This is a genomic window from Cupriavidus malaysiensis (genome assembly GCF_001854325.1).
GTDB classification, from domain to species: domain Bacteria; phylum Pseudomonadota; class Gammaproteobacteria; order Burkholderiales; family Burkholderiaceae; genus Cupriavidus; species Cupriavidus malaysiensis.
The window spans coordinates 2,700,493-2,719,972 of the sequence record NZ_CP017755.1 but is presented as its reverse complement, the minus strand read 5'-3'; the positions used below and the strand labels follow the sequence as shown (position 1 = coordinate 2,719,972).

The window sequence follows — 19,480 nt, the reverse complement described above, 5'->3', positions numbered from 1 at the left end:
GCAGCGCGGGAGGGCGCTCAGCCCCGCGACGTGCCGGGACGGCTGGCGGGTCTCTTCCGCCGTGGCGAGGCGGCGCGCGGGAACCGGGTTGGCATGGCTTGTCTCCGTTTCTATGTCGTGCCGGCGCTATCGTTTGCACCGGGCTATTGGAAGGTGACTATAGATTTACGTTTCGGCCTGCACAATGGCGTTTCGTTTAGCGAAACGAATTGCGCGATGAGCAACGGCAGGCGGCTGGTGGAGCACCCGCCGCGGGTGGGGCCAGCGCTCTCCCCCAAAAAAAACAGGCACTCAAGGAGTGCCTGGCAAGGAAGCGGTGCGGCGTGGCCGCGCGCCGGCCGGCCGTGTCACGACATCGGACAGGCCCGCGCCACCTCGCCGTCGCCCGCCAGTTCGCGCTGCGCCTTGGCGGTGCCGGCCAGCGCCATCAGCCCGCAGGCCAGGGTGCCGCGCCACTGCAGGTAGTCGTGTCCGCTGGCGAACTCGGCATGGCGCACCGGGTAGCCGCGTGCGCGCAGCACGTCGCGCAGGTGGCGCGTGGTGGTGAGGATGCCGGTCGGGCCGCGCCCGTCCTCGAAGCGGCCCGCCTCCAGGTAGAAGCGCAGCGGCAGGCGCGGGCTGGCGGCGTAGCGGCGCGTCAGCCATTCGGGGGCCGCGTCGCCTGCCGCCGGGCCCGTGCCGGGGGCCGCTCCCGGGGCCCACCAGAAGGAGCCCGACTGGCTCAGCACCAGGCCGAAGCGCTGCGGGTGGCGCAGTGCCGCGTAGGCTGCCGCCAGCCCGCCATAGCTGGAGCCGGCGACGATGGTGCGCGCGGCCGGCGCCGCCACGCCTTGCGCGGCGGCCCAGGGCAGCAGTTCCTCGGCGAGGAAATCCGCGAAGGCGGGCCTGGGCGGCAGGTCGGTGGCGCGAGCCTGCGCGCTCGGGTTGGCCAGGATCAGCGCTGGCATGGGCGGCAGCAGTCCGTCGTGGACCAGGTTGTCGAGGATGACTGGCGTGGGTACCGTGGACAGGTAGGCGTGGGCGTCGAACAGCACCAGCAGCGCTGCCGCCCGGGCTCCGCGCGGCGCCTGCCGCTGGCCGGCCGCCGCGCCCGGGGCGGGCCGGTAGACGTAGACCTCGCGCGTGTCGCCGAGCAGGCGGCTCGCCAGGCGGTGGCGCTGCACGGTGCCGGCCGGCACGCCCGGCCGCCGCGCGAGCCACGGCTGGGGCGGGGCACCCGGGAGTTCCAGCACCGACTTCTGCGCATAGGCATCTGGGGCATCGGGGGGCAACGCGGGAAACGCTTGCGGATTGAGCGGGTCGCGCCGGGCCGTGGCGAGGATGGCGCGGCGGCGCTGCGCGGCGGGGGCGTCCAGCTCCGGCACGTCCGGCGCGAGCTGGTAGCTCAGGCGCGTGCCGGCGGGGACGCGGTAGCTGCGGTACCAGACATCGCTGTCGCCCAGGCGGGCCAGCGGGTCGTGGTCGCCGGCCGGGCTGCCCAGCAGCCGCACGCCGTGGGCGGCGCCGCGCCACAGGAAGGTCACCAGGACCTCGGCGGGGCCGCCGGTGGACGTCTGCGCGGGGCTTGCGGTATCTGCCAGGGCCTCGACCAGCGGCGTGCCGCGTGCCGCCATTTCGTGCCAGAACGCTTCGCTGCCGCCGCCCTCGGCGAGATCCCGGGCCAGCCGGCGCAGGCGCGGGCTCTCCAATGGCGTGCCGGGCGCGCGTTGCCGGGCGCGCGGCACCGGCGGCGCGATGGTCAGCACATGGGGCGCGGCGGCGGCTGAGCGATCGGCGGGCTGCACGCGCAGCAGGTAGTCGGCATCGTTCGGCGCCACGAACAGGAAGCCGCGCGAGAGGCCATCCGCGGCGACCAGGCGGCGCAGGTGGCGGCCCTGCGCGTCCAGCAGGTCGAGCGTGGCGGCGGGGCCGTCCAGCGTGCCCTCGACGAAGTCGCCGGCCTGCAGGGCGAGCGTGGCGGTGGCCGGTGCCTGCTGAGCGGTGGCGAGGCGCAGCGGCTGGCCGGGCAGCGCGCGCGGCGTGGCGGCACTCGCCTGGGCGGGCGCGGCGTCCGGGGTGTCGGCAGTCGCAGCAGTCGCGGCGGTGGATGCGGTGGCGGGCGGCAGGCCCGCAGCCAGCAGCATGGCGGCGCTGACGGCATGGGCGGCATGGGCGGCATGGGCGCGCAGACGGGAGAGCCGCCGCATCAGAAGTCCACCGTGGTCGTCAGCCGGACCGTGCGCGGTGCGTTCATGGTCACGTAGCCATCGTTGAAGGAACCGGCCCAGTAGCTCTCGTTGAACAGGTTGTCGACGTTGGCGTAGAAGCCGACGCGCTTGCCGGCGATGCGCGTGATGTAGCGCGCGCCGGCGTCGAAGCGCCACCAGGCGGGGATCTTCTGCGTGTTGGCGGTATTGACGTACTGCGTGCCGGTGTAGGTGGCGCGGCCCGAGAGCGTCAGCCCGGGCAGCCAGGGCAGGTCCCATTCGGTGCCGAGGTTGGCGGCCCATTGCGGCGTGCCAAAGGCGGTATTGCCGTCGTAGGCACCGTTGGCGGTGCGGGTCAGCACGGCGCGCGTGTAGGCCACGCCGCCGAGCACGCGCACGCCGCGCGCCGCTTCGCCGAACACATTCCATTCGATGCCGCGGTGGCGGCGCTCGCCGTCCGGGTGGTAGGTGCGGGTCGCCAGGTCCTGGACCAGGCTGGGCCGCGTGATCTGGTACACGCTCAGGGTCTGCGTCAGCCGGCCGCTGTCCCACTTGACGCCGGCCTCCATCTGCCGGGTCTTGTAGGGCGCGAACATCTGGCCGAAGTTGCGCGCGGCGGTGTCGGTGACGGTGTCGCCCTGGCTCAGCCCTTCGATGTAGTTGGCGAACAGCGACAGGCCCGGCCCCCATGGCTTGAGCACCAGCCCGAGCGCGGGCGTCACCGCGCTTTCGTCGTAGCTGGCGGTACGCGCGCCGGTGGCGGCGGCGAAGGTGTCGGCCTGCACGCGCTGCTGGCGCAGGCCGAGCGTGAGCTGCACCGTGTCCCGGGCGAAGGCCAGCGTGTCGGCCAGCGCGAAGCTGGTCAGCGTGCTGTCCGAGGTCTTCGGCGCGCTGCCGGGGTCGGCCGCCAGCGGCGGAGCGATCGGCTGGTAGATGTTGGAGAGATAGGCGCCCGAGCTCTTGTTGAGGGTGCCGGTGCGCTGGTTCAGGAAACTGAAGCCGAGCACCAGGCGGTGCTCGACCGGGCCGGTGCGCGCGGTGCCGCGCACGCCGGCCTCGGCCGAAAGCGTGTCGGTGAAGCCGCGCTGGTTGTAGGTGTAGCCGGTGTAGTCGCCCGAGGGCTTGACGCCGTTGGCGCGCGTGCCGTTGAGGAAGCCCGCGTAGCGGTGGCTGAGCGTGCCGACGCCGCCGTAGACGGTCCAGTCGTCGCTGAGGTCGAACTCGCCGCGGCCGACCACGGCCATGTTGTCGATCTCGCCGTGCGTGCCGCGCAGGATGTTGGTGCCGGCCTTGGGCGCGGCGGGGATCACCGGGCCGGTGAAGGAGGCCATCCACGCGCTGCCGTTGCTGACCCGCTCGCGGTTGGCATAAGCGTCCAGCGACAGGCGCAGGCGCTCGCCGGCGTAGTCGAGCGCGAGGGCGCCGAGCAGCCGCTGCTTGGACTGGCCGTCGATGCCGGTGCGGCCATCGTCGGCGGCACCGTTGAAGCGCATGCCGAAGGCCTTGTCGGGGCCGAAGCGCCGGCTCACGTCGAGGCTGCCGCCGAAGTTGGCCGAGGACCGGTAGGTCGTGGACAGGCGCGTCAGCGGGTCGGCCCCGGCGCGCTTGGGCACCAGGTTGATGACGCCGCCGACGGCGCCACCGGGCGCCATGCCGGTCAGCAGGGCGGTGGGGCCGCGCAGCAGTTCGACACGCTCGATGAACTCGGTCGGTGCGTGGCCGGAGGGCGCCAGGCCGTACATGCCGTTGAGCGCCAGCTCGCTGGAGGTGATGTCGAAACCGCGCACCGTGTAGTTCTCGTAGATATGCCCGGCCGTGGTGGTGAAGCGCACGGTCGGATCGTTGGCCAGCACGTCGGCCACGGTCCTGGCCTGCTGGTCCTCGATGGTGGCCGCCGTGTAGGCGGCACCGCTGAAGGGCGCGTCCATCAGGTCGGTGTTGCCCAGCATGCCGAGGCGCGCGCCGCGCGCGACCTGGCCGCCGGCGTAGGGCAGGGGCAGGGCTTCGGCATCGTGGCGGGTGGCGCTGACCGTGACCGTCGGCAGCGTCGCGCCGTCGGCGGCGGCGGGCGGAACGGAGCGGACGAGGAAGCCGTTGGGGACGGCCTGGGCCGCGAGCCCGGTGCCGCGCAGCAGCGTGGCCAGGCCGTCGGCGGCGCCGTAGCTGCCTTGCAGCCCGGCGCTGCGGCGGCCGCCGACCTCGGCCGCCTCGTAGGAGACGAGCACGCCGGCCTCGATGCCGAAGCGGGTCAGCGCGTCCTGCAGCGGGCCGGCCGGGATGGCATAGCCGCGGCGGGTGGCGGTGGCGTCTGTGGCGGCGGCGGTGGCGGTGGCGGCGGTGGTTTGGGCCGCAGCCGGCGGCGGCAGCGCCATGGCGGCCGCGCCGGCGCCGGCCAGGGCCAGCGCGCGCAGGGCGGCGGCATGCAGGCCAGAACGGGGCGGACGGGAGGAGGTCTTGTACATCGGAGGGTTTCCTTTCGCGAGCGGCCGCGATGCGGCCTTCTCCTGCCAGGCCACGCGAAACGGAAAAAGACCTCAGGTCCTGCAGATTATTTTTTGTTGTGGCGCCCGCGGGCGCGTCAGTCCGGGCGCCGGCGCACGTCGACCCAGTAGCGCGTGAAGCGATGCACCGTCACCGGCAGCAGGTGCGGCAGGGTCTCGAGCACGGCCTCGGTATCGGCCAGCGGGAAGATGCCCGATAGGCGCAGGTCGGCGACGTCCGCGCGGCAGCCCAGGCGGCCGTGGCGGTAGCGCGACAGCTCGGCCAGGAAGCGCTCCAGGCGCATGTCGTGCACCGCCAGCATGCCAGTCGTCCAGGCCGTGTCGGTTGGGCTGGCAGGGGTCGGCGGGGCGGCTCCGGCGCGCGTGAAGGTGGTGCGCTCGCCGGCCTGCAGGGTCCGCGTGGGGCCGCCGCCGGCGGGCTGGATCTCGACCGCGCCCTGCTGCACGCCGACCTCGCTGTGTCCTGGCAGCAGGCGCACGGTGAAGCGCGTGCCGAGCGCGCGCAGGCGGCCGTGCCCGGTCTCCACCAGGAAGGGGCGGGCGGCGCCGGCACGGTCCGGGTCGGGCGCGGTGGCGATGGCGATCTCGCCGGCCAGCAGTACCACCACGCGCTCGGCCGGGCCGTAGCGCAGCGCGATCGCGCTGTCGGTATTCAGGTCGACCACGGTGCCGTCCACCAGTGCGATGCGGCGGCGCTGGCCGACGCCCGCGCGGTAGTCGGCGCGCAAGCCCGGCCAGCCGCCGGCGCGCTCGAACTGCCAGCCGATGGCGACGGCGCCGCCGGCCAGCAGCAAGGCCAGTGCACCGCGCCGGCCGCCCGTAGCACCCGGACCGCCCGGAGCGCCGGTGCGCCGTGCCGGGCGCGCCAGCACCGCATGGGCCACCGGCGCCGGCAGGCCGCGCAGCGCCGCGCCGACCGCGCACAGGTGCTGCCAGGCGCGTTCGTGGTCGGCATGGGCGGCACGCCAGCACCGGCATTGCGCCTCGCATTCCGCCTCGCTTCGCGCGTCGCCGGCGGCCGCCATGAGCTGCACCATCCATTCGGTGGCGCGCAGGGTGACGGCCTCATCGATCGGGGGCTCGGGGGCGGCGGGCCAGGATGCGGCGGATTTCGGGGCGGTGTCGGCGGACATGGCGGCGGGGGCTGGCGAGGATCTGGTGGAAGCGGGTGCGATCGGGCGGACGCAGGCTCAGGGCGCGAAGCAGCACTGGTGCAGCGCCTTGACCAGGTAGCGCTGCACGGTGGCCAGCGAGACCCCCAGTTGCGCGGCGATCTCCGCCTGCCCCAGGCCGTCGAGCTGGGACAGCAGGAAGGCGCGCCGCACCGCGGGCGCCAGGCCGTCGAGGCGGCGGTCGATCTCGACCAGCGCTTCCAGCGCCAGCGCGCGCGCCTCGGGATCGGGCGCGGTGGCTTCGGGCTGCGCTGCCAGGGCTTCGAGGTAGGCCATCTCGATCTGGCGGCGCCGGTAGAAATTGGCCACCAGGCCGCGTGCCACCGTGGCCAGCAGCGCGCGCGGCTCGCGCGCCACGATGGCCGCGTCGCGCGCGAGCAGGCGCAGGAAGGTGTCGTGCGCGAGGTCGGCGGCATCGCCGGCGCTGCCCAGGCGCTGTCGCAGCCAGTGCTTGAGCCAGCCGTGGTGGTCGCGGTACAGCGCGCGGATCTCCTGGTGAAGGGAAGGCTCGGCGGCACCGCTGGCGGTGCCTGGGGTGCCGGGGGTGCCGGTGGCTTGCATGCGAGCGAGGAGGTGGAAAGCGATGGCGCCGCGGCCCCGTGGCTGCGCAACGCCGGGCGGGCAGGGTCGGCTGTGTCGTGCCGTGCGTTGCGCCGTGCCTTGTGTTGCGTGTTGCGTGTTGCGTGTTGCGCAGGTATCGCGGAAGTCGCGATTATATTACGAATGAGAATGATTCGCAATTATTTGGGGCTGACGGAAGGCATGCCGCCTGCCGGTGACCGCACAAAAAAACCAGCCGTTCTTGTCCCAATGTCCCTACTTTCCGTCAAGGCATGGCATGGTTAGGCAGCGTGCGCGGAGACCGCACCGGCGTGGCCCCGGCACGCGGCTAACCAGAGCGACATCAGAACGACAAGAGGAGCACCATGGCAGTACCCCAACCGTTTGCCGGCCGCCTGCCGGCCGCCAGCACCCGCCTCACCCACCTGACCCGCCTTGCCGGCGTGTGCGCCGCCCTGCTGGGCCTGGGCGCCGCCGCGCCCGCCGCCGGCGCGGCCGAGGACGCCTGGCCCAGCAAGCCCATCCGCGTGATCGTGCCCTACACCCCCGGCGGCTCGACCGATACGGTCGCGCGCGTGGTTTTCGAGAAGGTCGGCGAGCGTCTCAAGCAGACCATCATCGTCGAGAACCGGCCCGGCGCCAACAGCACCGTGGGCACCACGGTGGCCGCCCGCGCCAAGGGCGACGGCTACACCTTCCTGGCGGTGCTGGCGGCGTACTCGGCCAATCCCAGCCTGTACAAGTCGCTGCCCTACAAGCCCGCCGACCTGAAGCCCGTCAGCCACATGGCCGACCTGCCGCTGTTCCTGTTCAGTGCCAAGCAGATTCCCGCGCGCAGCGTGGCCGAGCTGGTCGAGTACGGCAGGCGCAATCCCGGCAAGCTGAATTTCGCCTCCAGCGGCACCGGCTCCAGCGCGCACCTGGTGGGCACCCGCTTCGCCATGGTCAGCAAGCTGGAGATGACCCACATTCCCTACAACGGCAGCGCGCCGATCCTGACCGACCTGATGTCGGGCCAGGTGTCGATGGTGTTCGATCCGCTGCTGGTGCCGATGCCGCAGGCTCGCGCCGGCAAGATCAACGTGCTGGCGGTGGCCTCGGCCAAGCGCCTGGCGGCGGCGCCCGACGTGCCGACCATGGAAGAGGCCGGCTTCCCGGGCTTCGTGATGAGCTCCTGGACCGGCCTGCTGGCGCCGGCGGGCACGCCGCAGGCGGTGGTCGACCGCATGTCGCGCACCATCGCCGAGGTGGTGCGCCAGCCCGAGGTGCAGAAGCGCCTGGAAGACCTGGGCTATGTGGCGGTGGGCAGCACGCCGGCGGAGTTCCAGAAGCTGATCGAGCGCGATGGCGCACGCTATGCGGAGATCATCAAGGCGGGCCACATCTCGCTCGACTGAGCGCCGCCGCCGGGCGCGCGGCGCCCCGGCTCCCCGATCTCTCGGCCGGCTGGCCGGCCAGCCGGCTAGCCGGCCCGGGCGCCGAACTGCGCCCGGTACTGCGATGGCGTCAACGCGAAGCGGCGCCGGAAGGCCTTGGCCAGGTGGGCTTCCGAGCCGAAGCCCGCGGCCCGCGCCGCGGCCTTGACCGACTCGCCCGCTTCCAGCCGGGCGCGCGCGGCCTGCAGGCGCAGCGTTTCGAGGAAGGCGTGCGGCGTCATGCCGGTGGCCTTGAGGAAGCGGCGGTGGAAGCTGCGCGGCGCCTCGCCGGCCCGCTCCGCCATCGCCTCCACGTCGATGGGCTGGTCCAGGCGGGCGCGCAGCCAGTCCACCAGCTCCGCGTACTGTCCCGACTGCGCTTCCAGCGTGAGCGAATACTGCGACTGGTTGCCCATGCGGCGCACCGCCAGGATCAGTTGCTTGGCCACGCGTGCGGCCACCCAGCGCCCCAGGTCCTGCTCGACCATCGACAGGCACATATCGATGCCCGAGGTCACCCCTCCCGAGGTCCACACCTTGCCGTCCTGCACGTAGAGCGCCTCGGCCTGCACGTCGACGCCGCCGTAGTAACGCTGCAGCAGGTGGGCCGAGGCCCAGTGCGTGGTGGCGCGGTGGGCGTCGAGCAGGCCCCAGTGCGCCAGCGCAAAGGCCCCGGTGCAGACCGAGCCGTAGCGGCGCGCGTGCCGGCTGGCCTGGCGCACCCAGTCGGCCAGCGCGTGGTCGGCCACGCTCGCCACCAGGCCGTCGCGCTCGCCGCCGGCGACCAGGCAGGTGTCGACGCGGCGCGCCGGCAGGGACGCGACCGGCTCGGTATGCAGCGCGATGCCGTTGGAGGCCACCAGCGGCCCGCCGGCGGCCGAGACCACCGTGACACGATAGGCCGGTTCCACGTGGAAGGCGTTGGCCATGGCGAACACGTCGGCCGGGCCGGCGATGTCCAGCATCTGGAACTCGGGGAAGGCGACCAGCGCCACCTGGCGCAGGGGCGTTGGCGCGGTGGCGGGCTTGGTGGCTGGCTTCGGCGATTTCGGTGGCATGCGGGAGCGGGCGGCCGGCGCGCTGCTGTGCATTGCATTGCGCTACGCCGCTGGTTGGCAGGAATCGACAAATCATTGTCATTGCCGCCAGACCCGCGCGTCAAGATACTCGCCCTGGCGGCGCTGCATCGAAGCCGCGCCGCCTTCCGTACCTTCCACTACCCCGCGCCACCGCGCAGCCTTCCGGGACCCGCCATGCACGCACCGCTGTCGATCGGCTTCCTTCTCTACCCCCACCTGACGCAACTCGACCTGACCGGTCCCGCGCAGGTCTTCTCCCACCTGCCCGGCGCCACCCTCCACCTGGTCGCCAAGGCGCGCGCCAGCGTGCCCTGCGACGGTGGCATCGCGCTGACGCCCACCACCGACTTCGACACCTGCCCGCCGCTCGACATCCTGTGCGTGCCCGGTGGCCCCGGCACCCTGGCGGCCATGCGCGACGCGCCGACGCTGGCCTGGCTGCGCCGCCAGGGCGAGCGGGCCGCCTGGGTCACCAGCGTCTGCTCCGGCTCGCTGCTGCTCGGCGCGGCGGGTTTGCTGCAAGGCTATCGCGCCGCCTGCCACTGGAACTACCGCGAGCACCTGGCGCGCTTCGGCGCCGTCCCCGACGCGGCGCGCATCGTGCGCGACCGCAACCGCGTGAGCGGCGGCGGCGTGACGGCCGGCATCGACTTCGCGCTGGAACTCGCTGCGCTGACGCATGGGCGCGACCAGGCCCGAGCGATCACCCTGATGCTCGAGTACGCGCCGGCGCCGCCGTTCGACTGCGGCCGGCCGGAGCAGGCCGATGCCGCCACCATCGCGCGCGCGGTGGCGGCGCTCGACGCGGCCGTGGCGCGTTTGTCGTGAGCACGCTCGCCATGACCGGGTTTGTCATGAGCGCGCTTGTCGCGAGCGCCTGCGTCAGGATCGCGCGGCGGCGGCTGCGAGGACTGGCCTGCGGCGCCGCGCTGCTGGCCTGCGCCGCTGGCGGCGCGGCGCAGGACGCGGCGTCCGCCCGGGACATGGCGCCCGTCCAAGCGCCCGTCCAAGCGCCCGTCCAAGCGCCCGTCCAAGCGCCAGCCGCCGCGCCCGGCCCGGCCAGCGCACGCATCGCCCCCGCGCCGGCGCGTCCGGGACGGGAACGGCCGGTCGTCGCCGTGGTCGGCCACAATACCTTCACCGAACTGACCGACTACGTCGTGCCCTACGGTGTGCTCAAGCTGGCCGACGTGGCCGAGGTCCTCGCGCTGGGCACCGGGCCGGGACCGGTGCGGCTCTTCCCGGCGTTCTCGGTGGTGCCCGATGCGTCGCTGGCGGCATTCGACGCGCGCTTCCCGGAGGGCGCCGACTACGTGGTCGTGCCGGCCGTGCACGAGGACGACGATCCCGCGCTGCTGGACTGGGTGCGGCAGCAGCGCGCCAAGGGCGCGACCGTGATCGGCATCTGCGACGGCGCCTGGGTGCTGGCCCGCGCCGGCGTGCTGGACGGCCGCCGCGCCACCGGCCACTGGTATTCGCGCAGCGCGCTGGCGCGGCAGTTTCCCCGCACGCGGTGGGTGCAGGACCGGCGCTATGTGGTCGACGGCCCGGTCGTCACCACCACCGGCGTCAGCGCCTCGGTGCCGGTCTCGCTGGCACTGGTCGAAGCCATCGGCGGCCGCGCGCGCGCCATCGAGGTGGCACGCCGTCTCGGTGCCGGCGGCTGGGATGATGCCTATGACGCCGCGCCGTTCCAGCTCGGCGTGCGGGACCTGTACACGGCGGCACGCAACTGGCTGGCGTTCTGGCGGCATGAGACATTGGGCGCGGCCCTGCGCCCGGGCGCCGACGATGTTGCGCTCGCCCTGGTGGCCGATGCCTATGCGCGCACCTACCGCACGCAGGTCGTGGCGACCGCGCCATCGCCGGCCGGCGTGCGCCTGCGCAGCGGACTGGTGTTCCTGCCCGAGCGCCACGGCGCCGCACTGCCGGCGCCGCTGCCCGATGCCGGCGCGGGGCTGCCCGCCGTGCCCGCGCTCGCTGCGGCGCTGCGCGGCATCGCCGCCCGCTACGACGATGCCACGGCGGGCTTCGTCGCGCTCCAGCTCGAGTATCCGGAGGCGCGGCGGCCGATACATTGATCGCAAGGATCAAGATTGACTGGCCGGCTGGCGGGACTAAGCTTCGCATCGAACGCAAGCCGTCCGAACCATCCAGTCTCTCCCACACCCGAGGTCGATCATGCGCGACGAAGCCTCCGCGAGCCTTGCCGGCTCCTCTCCTTCCTCCTCTCCTTCCACCACCACCGCCACGCCTGCCGCCACCGGCGCGTCCGTCGCCGAGCGCGTACTGCGCGACTTCTGGCTGGCCACGGGCGGCAGCGAAGCCGACCTGGCCAGGCTGCGGTTCACCGGCACCGGTGCCGCGCCTTCGGCCTTCGCCTTCACCGATTTCGCCGCCGGCGCTGTCGGCGCGGCCAGCCTGGCGTTGGCCGAGCTGGTCGCTTCGACCTCGGGCCGCTGGCCCGACGTGGCTGTCGACCGGCGCCTGGCTTCCTTCTGGTTCCTGACCTCGCTGCGGTCGCAGGGCTGGGCGCTGCCGCCGCAGTGGGACCCGGTGGCCGGCGACTACCAGGCCGCCGATGGCTGGATCCGCCTGCACACCAACGCGCCGCATCACCGCGACGCCGCGCTGGCGGTGCTGGAGGCGCCGGTCGAGCGCGAGGCGGTGGCGCGCGCGGTGGCGCGCTGGCGTGTCGACGAGCTGGAGGCGGCGGTGGTCGGGCGCGGCGGTTGCGCGGCGGCGATGCGTTCGGCCGCCGCCTGGACGGCGCACCCGCAGGGCAGGGCGGTGGCGGCCGAGCCGCTGCTGCACCGCGAGGCCGCCGGCGCGGTGGCCCGGCCGGGCTGGGCGCTGGCGCCCGAGCGTCCGCTGCGCGGCATCCGCGTGCTGGACCTGACCCGCATCCTGGCCGGTCCGGTGGCCACGCGCTGGCTGGCCGGTTTCGGCGCCGAGGTGCTGCGCATCGATCCGCCGGGCTGGGAGGAACCGGGCACGGTGCCGGAAGTGGTGGTGGGCAAGCGCCGCGCGCGCCTGGACCTCAAGCAGGCCGGCGATCGCGCGTGCCTGGAGCAGTTGCTGCGCGGGGCCGATGTGCTGGTGCATGGCTATCGCCCGGATGCGCTGGCGCGCCTCGGACTGGATGCGGCGCGCCGGCGCGAGCTCAATCCGGCGCTGGTCGACGTTTCGCTCGATGCCTATGGCTGGAGCGGCCCCTGGCAGGGCCGGCGCGGCTTCGACAGCCTGGTGCAGATGAGCAGCGGGATCGCAGAGGCGGGCATGCGCGTGACCGGCAGCGCGCGCCCGGTGCCCTTGCCCGGGCAGGCCCTGGACCATGCCACCGGCTATCTGCTGGCGGCGGCGGCGCTGCGTGGCCTGACGCGGCGGCTGGCGACGGGGGAGGGCGGCAGCGCGCGCGCTTCGCTGGCGCGCACGGCCGGCCTGCTGCTGGCCCATCCGGCGGCGCCGGGCGCGCCGTTGCCGGGACGCCCCGGCACGCTGGCGGCGGAAGGCGTGGACGATCTCGATGCGGCCATCGAGCACACCAGCTGGGGGCCGGCACAGCGCCTGCGCATGCCGGTGACGGTGGCCGGCACGCCGATGCGCTGGGAGTTGCCGGCGGGAACGCTGGGGTCGTCGGCGCCCGAGTGGGTGGCGCGCTGAAGCCGGGCGTGGCCGCCGGCCCCGGCGGCTAGGCGCAGCAGGCCGGCAGCGCGCTCATGGCTTGCGCCGGCACGCCGGCGGCCGCGGCGGCCTCGGCCGGACGGGAAGGGGCCCGGCGCGCGCGCACCGCATCGGCCGCGGCGGCGGCGGCGGTGGCGGCCGCTGCGGCGGCGGCGCGGAAGGGTTCGGGCCCGACCCGGCGCAGGGTGTCGGCCAGGCGCTCGTGGCCCGGCGCGCGGCGGTCGCGCATGGCCAGGTAGGCGGACAGCACGGCGGCGATGGCGTCGCCGAGCTCTTCGGCGCGGAAGGCCGGGCCGACCGCGACACCGGCCGGCGTGCCCGCCGCGGCGCCGCTGCCGTCCAGCGTGAGCCGGTACCACTGCTGGCCGTTGCGGTCGACGCTCTCGATGCCGAGGCGGGCGCCGTCCGCGCCGCCGGCCATGGTGTGTTCGCCTTCGTCCTGGTTCATGGGGCCCCCTTCTGCCGGGGCGGCCGATGCCGCCCGCATGGCGGACTACTCTCGTGCCTTGGCGCTTTCCACCGACATGGTGGTCGGCATCATATTGGTGTTGGCGTTGTGCATCACCCACAGCGAGCCGGCCACGATGATGGCGATCAGCCCGGCCGAGCAGAGGAAGATGCCGGCGTTCTCGCGCTGCGAGGGCGCCGTGCCGATGTGCAGGAAGTACACCAGTTGCACCACCAGCTGCGCCACGCACAGCAGCACGATGGCGGGCAGCGCCATGCCGCGCGGCACCAGGCCGGTCATCACCGCGCCGAACGAGGCCAGCGTCAGCAGCAGCGACAGCGCCAGTCCGATCACATAACTTTTCAGGCTGCCATGGTCGCCGCCGGCATGGCCGTCATGGTGGGCGCCGTGGTGGGCATGCAGGGAGGTGGGCTTCATACGAACTCGCGCAGGTAGACGAAGGTGAACACGCAGATCCAGATCAGGTCCAGGAAGTGCCAGAACAGGCTGAGGCAGGCCAGGCGGCGGCGCGTCGGCGCGTCCAGGCCGAAGCGGCGCACGTGGTGCATCATCACCAGCAGCCACAGCAGGCCGACGCTGACGTGCAGGCCGTGGGTGCCGACCAGGCCGAAGTAGGCCGACAGGAAGGCGCTGGTCTGCGGGCCGGCGCCCTGGTGGATCAGCTCGGCGAACTCGTAGACCTCCATGGCGATGAAGGCCGCGCCGAGCACGAAGGTAAGGCCCAGCCAGGCGTTGACGCGGCCGGGGCGGGCGCCCTGCATGCCCAGCATGGCCATGCCGAAGGTGAAACTGCTGGCGAGCAGCAGCATGGTCTCGCCGAGCACGAAGGGCAGCTCGAACAGGTTGCGCCCGGTCGGGCCGCCGGCGGTGCTGTTGGCCAGCACCGCGAAGGTGGCGAACAGGCAGGCGAAGATCAGGCAGTCGCTCATCAGGTAGATCCAGAACCCCAGCGTGGTGCGGGAGCCGTCGTCATGCCCGTGGTGAGCGTGGTGAGCCTGGTGAGCTTGGTGGCCGTGGGCGTGGCCGGGTTGTTGGTGAACGAGTACGGTGGTCATGGCTCAGGCGGCCTCGCGCAGTTGCGCGAAGCGCGCGTTCTCGATGCGGGCGACTTCCGACGCCGGCACGTAGTAGTCGACATCCCGGTCATAGGTGCGGGCGATGAAGGTGGCGATCACGCCGACCAGGCCGATCGCTGCCACCACCCACATATGCCAGACCAGGGCGAAGCACAGCACCAGGCCGAAGCCCGAGATGATCACGCCCGCGCCGGTGTTGCGCGGCATGTGGATGTCCTCGTAGCGGGCCGGCTGCTGGTAGGCGCGGCCGGCTTCCTTGTCGTCCCAGTGCTGCTCCAGCGAGGTGATCTGCGGCACGTGGGCGAAGTTGTAGAAGGGCGCGGGCGAGGACGTGGACCATTCCAGGCTGCGGCCGTCCCAGGGATCGCCGGTCAGGTCGCGGTTGGCGTCGCGGCGGCGGATGCTGACGTAGAACTGCACGGCGATGGCGAGGATGCCCAGGGCGATGATGACCGCGCCGACCAGCGCGACGATCAGCCACGGCTGCCAGCCCGGCACGTCATAGTGGTTCATGCGCCGGGTCATGCCCTTGAAGCCGAGCACATAGAGCGGCATGAAGGCCAGGTAGAAGCCGACCAGCCAGCACCAGAAGGCCACCTTGCCCCAGAACTCGTCCAGCGTGAAGCCGAACACCTTGGGGAACCAGAAGCTGATGCCCGCCAGGCAGCCGAACAGCACGCCGCCGATGATCACGTTGTGGAAGTGGGCCACCAGGAACAGGCTGTTGTGCAGCACGAAGTCGGCGCCCGGCACCGCCAGCAGCACGCCGGTCATGCCGCCGATGGCGAAGGTGACCATGAAGCCGATCGTCCACAGCGTGGCCGAGTGGTAGCGGATGCGGCCGCGGTACATGGTGAACAGCCAGTTGAACAGCTTGACGCCGGTCGGGATCGAGATGATCGAGGTCATGATGCCGAAGAAGGCATTGACGTTGGCGCCCGAACCCATGGTGAAGAAGTGGTGCAGCCAGACGAAGAACGACAGGATGCCGATCGACGAGGTGGCGTAGACCATCGACTTGTAGCCGAACAGCGGCTTGCGCGAGAAGGTGGCGATGATCTCGGAGAAGGCGCCGAAGGCGGGCAGGATCAGGATGTACACCTCGGGGTGGCCCCACACCCAGATCAGGTTGATGTACATCATGGCGTTGCCGCCCAGCTCGTTGGTGAAGAAGTGCATGCCGAGGTAGCGGTCGGCAGACAGCAGCGCCAGCGTGGCGGTCAGCACCGGAAACACGGCGACGATCAGGATGTTGGTGATCAGCGCGGTCCAGGTGAACACCGGCATCTTCATCAGGTTCATGCCCGGCGCGCGCATGCGCAGGATGGTGACGATGAAGTTGATGCCGGTCAGCGTGGTGCCCAGCCCCGATATCTGCAAGGACCAGATGTAGTAGTCCACCCCCACCGTCGGGCTGTAGCCCAGGCCGGACAGCGGCGGATAGGCGACCCAGCCGGTGGCGGCGAAGTCGCCGACGAACATCGACAGCATGACCAGCACCGCGCCCACCGCCGACAGCCAGAAGCTCAGCGAGTTGACGAAGGGGTAGGCCACGTCGCGCGCGCCGATCTGCAGCGGCACGATCACGTTCATCAGGCCGACGATCAGCGGCGTCGCCACGAAGAAGATCATGATCACGCCGTGCGCGGTGAAGATCTGGTCGTAGTGGTGCGGCGGCAGGTAGCCGGCTTCGCCGCCGGCGGCGATGGCCTGCTGGGTGCGCATCATGATGGCGTCGGCGAAGCCGCGCAGCAGCATCACCAGCGCCAGCAGGATGTACATCACGCCGATCTTCTTGTGGTCGACCGAGGTGATCCACTCCTTCCACAGGTAGGTCCACTTGCCGTAGCGGGTGATGGCGGCCAGCATCGCGGCGCCGAGGATGGCCACGGCCGCCAGCGTGCCCATGATGATGGGCTCGTGGGTGGGGATGGCGTCGAGATTGAGTTTTCCGAGCATGATTACTGTTCTTCTGCGGCCTGGTTCCCGTTGCGTTGCGCGATCACGCGCGCGAAGGGGGTGTCACGGACATCGTTGCGGCAGATGTCCTCACCCGACGGTCCGCGCATGAAGCGGTTGACCACACCTTCGAACAGGGCGGGGGTGGCGTTGGCGTAGACGGTGACCGGGTGTCTGGTGCTGGGCTGCTCGAGTTCGCGGTAGCTGGCTGGGTCCAGCTTGAGCGGCGAGCGGCGCGCCTGCGCCACCCAGGCGTCGAACTCGGCGCGGGAACTGGCGATGGCGTCGAAGCGCATGTCGGAGAAGCCTTCGCCGCTGTAGGCGGCCGACAGGCCGTGGTAGGTGCCGGTGTGGTTGGCGACCAGGTGCAGGCGGGTCTGCATGCCGGCCATCGCGTACACCATGCTGCCGAGCTGGGGAATGAAGAAGGAGTTCATCAGCGACTCGGCGGTCAGGCGGAATTCGACCGGGGTGTCGACCGGGATCTGCAGCCGGTTGACCGAGGCCACGCCGTAGTCGGGGTAGATGAACAGCCACTTCCAGTTCAGGGCGATCACGTCGACCCGCACCGGCTTTGTCTGGGAGGCAATCGGCTTGTATGGATCAAGCTCGTGGGTGGTCTTCCAGATCAGCACGGCAAGCACCGCGACGATCACGCAGGGGATGCTCCAGACCACGATCTCGATCGGGGTCGAATGTGACCATTTCGGCGCGTAGGTCGCCTGGGTGTTGGTTTCGCGGTAACGCCAGCCGAAGTACAGCGTCAGCACGATCACCGGCACCACCACCAGCAGCATCAGGAACAGGGCGACCAGGATCAGCCCTTTCTCCTGCTCGCCGACGGCGCCCTTGGGGTTCATCAGTTCCAGCTGGCTGCAGCCGGACAGCAGCACCGGCAGCACCAGCAGGCCGGCGCCGGCCAGCCTGCCGGCGGCCGCCCGGGCGCCTGGGGGAAGGAATGCCTGGAAGCCGGCACGGGACGGGCTGGCCCGCGATCCGTCGGCTCTTGCTGCTGCATCGCACATATCACGCATCTTGGTTACGGAGCACACGGTCCATCCGCCGACCCGGCTGCGTGGCCCGTCACGGCCCGTGCCGACCCGCGCGGGACGCGGCGGCCGGAAGAGGGGGCGCATACAAGACGTTGGATGTATGTGTTTTGGTTTGGTTGGCGCGATGCTAAAGTAAGACATAATCCATACATCAGCGACAAAATGACGCAGCGCGGAACCATGCAAGAGACGGAAGGGACGGGCGGCAGCCAGGACGCCGCGGCACCCGGCGCGCCGCCGCCGGCCTGGATCGGCGGCTTCGTGCGCGGCGCCGGTCCGCGCTACCAGCAGATCGTCGATGCCATCGAGCGCGCGGTCGCCGACGGCGGCCTGCGCGTCGGCGACCGGCTGCCGGCCCAGCGCCGCCTGGCCGACTGGCTGCAGGTGGACCTGACCACGGTCACGCGCGCCTACGCCGAGGCCAAGCGGCGCCACCTGCTGGAGGCGCGCGGCGCCATGGGCAGCTACGTGACCGCGCCCAAGGTGGAACTGGAGGGCCTGGTCGATCTCGGCATGAACATCCCGCCGCCGCCGGCCGGCCTCGATCTCGAGGACATGCTCAAGCGCGGACTGGCGCAGGTGCTGCTGCGCGCCGATGCCGACCTGCTGATGACCTACCATCTCGGCGGCGGCGGCCAGGCCGACCGCCAGGCCGGCGCGCTGTGGCTGGCGCCGATGTTCGGCAGCGTGGACGCGCGGCGCGTGGTGGTCTGCCCGGGCGCCCAGGCCGCGCTGGCGGCGCTGGTGCTCGCGCTCAGCGCGCCCGGCGACGTCATCCTGGCCGAGCCGCTGATCTATCCCGGCGTGCGCGCCGCCGCCGAGCAGTTCGGCCGGCGCCTGGTGGCGGTGGAGTGCGATGCCGAAGGCATGCTGCCCGACGCGCTGGAGCGCGCCTGCCGCACGCACGGCGCCCGCCTGCTGTATCTCAACCCGACCCAGCAGAACCCGACCACCGCGACCCTGTCCGCGGCGCGCCGGCGCGCGCTGGCCGAGACCGCGGCGCGGCTGGACCTGCGCATCATCGAGGACGATCCCTACTGGCGCTTCGCCGCCGCCGCCGCGCCGCCGCCGCTGGCGCAGTTCGCGCCGCAGCGCGTCTACTACATCTCGACCCTGTCCAAGTGCCTGTCGCCGGGACTGCGCACCGCCTTCGTGCTGCTGCCCGACGGTGTCGGCGAGGACGGCTTCCTGGCGGCGCTGCGCTCGTTCGCGCTGATGTCGACACCGCTGACCACGGCGCTGGTCACGCAGTGGATCCACGACGGCAGCGCCGACGCCTTGCACCAGGGCGTGCGCGAGGAAGCGCGCCTGCGCCTCGGCCTGGCCGGGCAGGTGCTGGGCGGCGCGCCGGGCGGGCTCGATGGCGGCGCCTCGGGCATCCACGTCTGGTATCCCTTGCCGAGCTACTGGACGCCGGCCGACCTGGCCCACGCGGCCCGCGCCGAGGGCCTGGCGGTCACGCCCGCCGGCGCCTTCCAGGCCGGCGGCGCGGCCGCCAGCGCCATCCGCATCTCGCTCGGCGGCGTGCGCGACCGCGCGGCGCTGGGCGCGGCGCTGAAGAAGCTGTCGGCGCTGCTGGCGCGGCGACCGCAGGGGGCGCAGGAGATCGTGGTGTAGTCACGCCGGCGCGGCCCGGCGGCAACCCCGGCGCAGCGTGAGGACCGCCGCGCGGGCACGGCCGCACGGCGGTGCTCAGGGCCTGGCCCTGGCGCCGTGCGTGCGGGGACTCACATGCCCGTCGAACACCAGTTCCAGTGCCGCGCTGCGCAGCAGGCTGGCCGGCGTGATGGTTTCGCGCTGCCAGGGGATGCGGCCGAAGTACCACAGCCGCCAGAAGCCGAGCGATGCCGCCGGCTGGCGCGCCAGCAGGGCGGCGAAGTGCTCGACCTCACCGACGTGGATGCCGGCGGCTTCCTCCAGGACCTCGTGCACGAAGCGGGAGCAGAACTGCCCGCGCGAGCGCAGGTTGAAGCCGGTGTCGTAGCGGATGCCGAGGCGCTTGCCGGCGGCAGCCTGAAGGTGCCGCTGCTGCGGCGGCGTCAGCGCCTGCCGCGGTCTCGCCACCGCGACGCGGCCATGTTCGGAGCGGTCCGCGAAGCGTACGAGAGACGTGGTACGGCTGAAGGGAAAGGTACTTTCCGCGATGCTCGCCTCGGCGTGTGCGCCGCCGCAGTGCGTGGCAACGACGATGCCGACGTGGTTGGTCCACGAGGCGGTCGCCGCCGCCACCGCGCGGAACGGCAGGGCGCGCACGCGGATGAAGACGATGTCGCCGATCTGCAGCGTGGTGGCGAGGTGGTGCAGGCTGGCTTCGGTTGGCATGTGC

The 19,480-nt window shown here is 72.4% G+C and carries 16 protein-coding genes; 5 read left to right on the top strand and 11 right to left on the bottom strand.

Features of this window, described 5'->3' with window-relative positions; translation table 11 throughout:
- Positions 1-347: 347 nt before the first annotated feature.
- The 4 genes from BKK80_RS31430 to BKK80_RS31415 form a co-directional block, all read right to left on the bottom strand.
- The gene (locus BKK80_RS31430) at positions 348-2,186 is read right to left on the bottom strand and encodes an enterochelin esterase domain-containing protein (RefSeq protein ID WP_236903857.1); all 1,839 of its coding nucleotides are present in this window, start codon (positions 2,184-2,186) and stop codon (positions 348-350) included.
- Positions 2,186-4,648, bottom strand: a complete 2,463-nt coding sequence (locus tag BKK80_RS31425) for a TonB-dependent receptor (RefSeq protein ID WP_071072669.1) — start codon at positions 4,646-4,648, stop codon at positions 2,186-2,188. The genes BKK80_RS31430 and BKK80_RS31425 overlap by 1 nt, the downstream gene beginning before the upstream one ends.
- 116 nt (positions 4,649-4,764) lie before the next feature.
- Positions 4,765-5,820 (bottom strand): FecR domain-containing protein, encoded by a 1,056-nt coding sequence (locus BKK80_RS31420; protein ID WP_071072668.1) that lies wholly within the window; start codon positions 5,818-5,820, stop codon positions 4,765-4,767.
- A gap of 57 nt (positions 5,821-5,877) precedes the next feature.
- Entirely contained in the window at positions 5,878-6,420 is a 543-nt protein-coding gene (locus BKK80_RS31415; RefSeq protein ID WP_084085056.1) for a sigma-70 family RNA polymerase sigma factor, read from the bottom strand.
- Between the two features lie 365 nt (positions 6,421-6,785).
- Here BKK80_RS31415 and BKK80_RS31410 point away from each other — a divergent pair, with 365 nt between their 5' ends.
- Positions 6,786-7,817 carry a tripartite tricarboxylate transporter substrate binding protein gene (locus BKK80_RS31410; protein WP_071038816.1) on the top strand — a complete coding sequence of 344 codons (1,032 nt, stop codon included), beginning with the start codon at positions 6,786-6,788 and terminating at the stop codon, positions 7,815-7,817.
- Between the two features lie 65 nt (positions 7,818-7,882).
- Here BKK80_RS31410 and BKK80_RS31405 read toward each other — a convergent pair whose 3' ends face one another.
- Positions 7,883-8,893: a GlxA family transcriptional regulator gene (locus BKK80_RS31405; RefSeq protein WP_071073471.1), complete on the bottom strand. Its 1,011-nt coding sequence runs from the start codon at positions 8,891-8,893 to the stop codon at positions 7,883-7,885.
- A 75-nt stretch (positions 8,894-8,968) separates the two neighbouring features.
- Here BKK80_RS31405 and BKK80_RS31400 point away from each other — a divergent pair, with 75 nt between their 5' ends.
- The 3 genes from BKK80_RS31400 (at position 8,969) to BKK80_RS31390 (ending at position 12,577) form a co-directional block, all read left to right on the top strand.
- Positions 8,969-9,742: a DJ-1/PfpI family protein gene (locus BKK80_RS31400; RefSeq protein WP_236903855.1), complete on the top strand. Its 774-nt coding sequence runs from the start codon at positions 8,969-8,971 to the stop codon at positions 9,740-9,742.
- 26 nt (positions 9,743-9,768) lie between these two features.
- The gene (locus BKK80_RS31395) at positions 9,769-10,995 is read left to right on the top strand and encodes a DJ-1/PfpI family protein (RefSeq protein WP_071073468.1); all 1,227 of its coding nucleotides are present in this window, start codon (positions 9,769-9,771) and stop codon (positions 10,993-10,995) included.
- A 100-nt stretch (positions 10,996-11,095) separates the two neighbouring features.
- Positions 11,096-12,577: a CoA transferase gene (locus BKK80_RS31390; RefSeq protein ID WP_084545832.1), complete on the top strand. Its 1,482-nt coding sequence runs from the start codon at positions 11,096-11,098 to the stop codon at positions 12,575-12,577.
- 28 nt (positions 12,578-12,605) lie between these two features.
- On the opposite strand, the gene BKK80_RS31385 is transcribed toward BKK80_RS31390, so the two are convergent.
- The 5 genes from BKK80_RS31385 to cyoA are packed head-to-tail and all read right to left on the bottom strand — an operon-like array spanning position 12,606 to position 16,971.
- A complete protein-coding gene (locus BKK80_RS31385) occupies positions 12,606-13,046 on the bottom strand; it encodes a hypothetical protein (RefSeq protein WP_071018600.1) in 441 nt (146 codons plus the stop codon).
- A 45-nt stretch (positions 13,047-13,091) separates the two neighbouring features.
- Positions 13,092-13,484 (bottom strand): cytochrome o ubiquinol oxidase subunit IV, encoded by a 393-nt coding sequence (cyoD, locus tag BKK80_RS31380; RefSeq protein WP_071072667.1) that lies wholly within the window; start codon positions 13,482-13,484, stop codon positions 13,092-13,094.
- Positions 13,481-14,122 (bottom strand): cytochrome o ubiquinol oxidase subunit III, encoded by a 642-nt coding sequence (cyoC, locus tag BKK80_RS31375; RefSeq protein WP_071018604.1) that lies wholly within the window; start codon positions 14,120-14,122, stop codon positions 13,481-13,483. The genes cyoD and cyoC overlap by 4 nt, the downstream gene beginning before the upstream one ends.
- Positions 14,123-14,125: 3 nt before the next feature.
- Positions 14,126-16,102, bottom strand: coding sequence for a cytochrome o ubiquinol oxidase subunit I (gene cyoB / locus BKK80_RS31370; protein WP_071018605.1), 1,977 nt, complete (start codon positions 16,100-16,102; stop codon positions 14,126-14,128).
- 2 nt (positions 16,103-16,104) lie between these two features.
- A complete protein-coding gene (cyoA, locus tag BKK80_RS31365) occupies positions 16,105-16,971 on the bottom strand; it encodes a ubiquinol oxidase subunit II (RefSeq protein WP_418235923.1) in 867 nt (288 codons plus the stop codon).
- A 363-nt stretch (positions 16,972-17,334) separates the two neighbouring features.
- On the opposite strand from cyoA, the gene BKK80_RS31360 reads away from it, so the two are divergent.
- Entirely contained in the window at positions 17,335-18,771 is a 1,437-nt protein-coding gene (locus tag BKK80_RS31360) for an aminotransferase-like domain-containing protein (RefSeq protein ID WP_157903376.1), read from the top strand.
- A 75-nt stretch (positions 18,772-18,846) separates the two neighbouring features.
- Here the strand turns inward: BKK80_RS31360 and BKK80_RS31355 are convergent, their stop codons facing one another.
- Positions 18,847-19,476 carry a YebB family permuted papain-like enzyme gene (locus tag BKK80_RS31355; RefSeq protein ID WP_071072666.1) on the bottom strand — a complete coding sequence of 210 codons (630 nt, stop codon included), beginning with the start codon at positions 19,474-19,476 and terminating at the stop codon, positions 18,847-18,849.
- Positions 19,477-19,480: the final 4 nt, after the last annotated feature.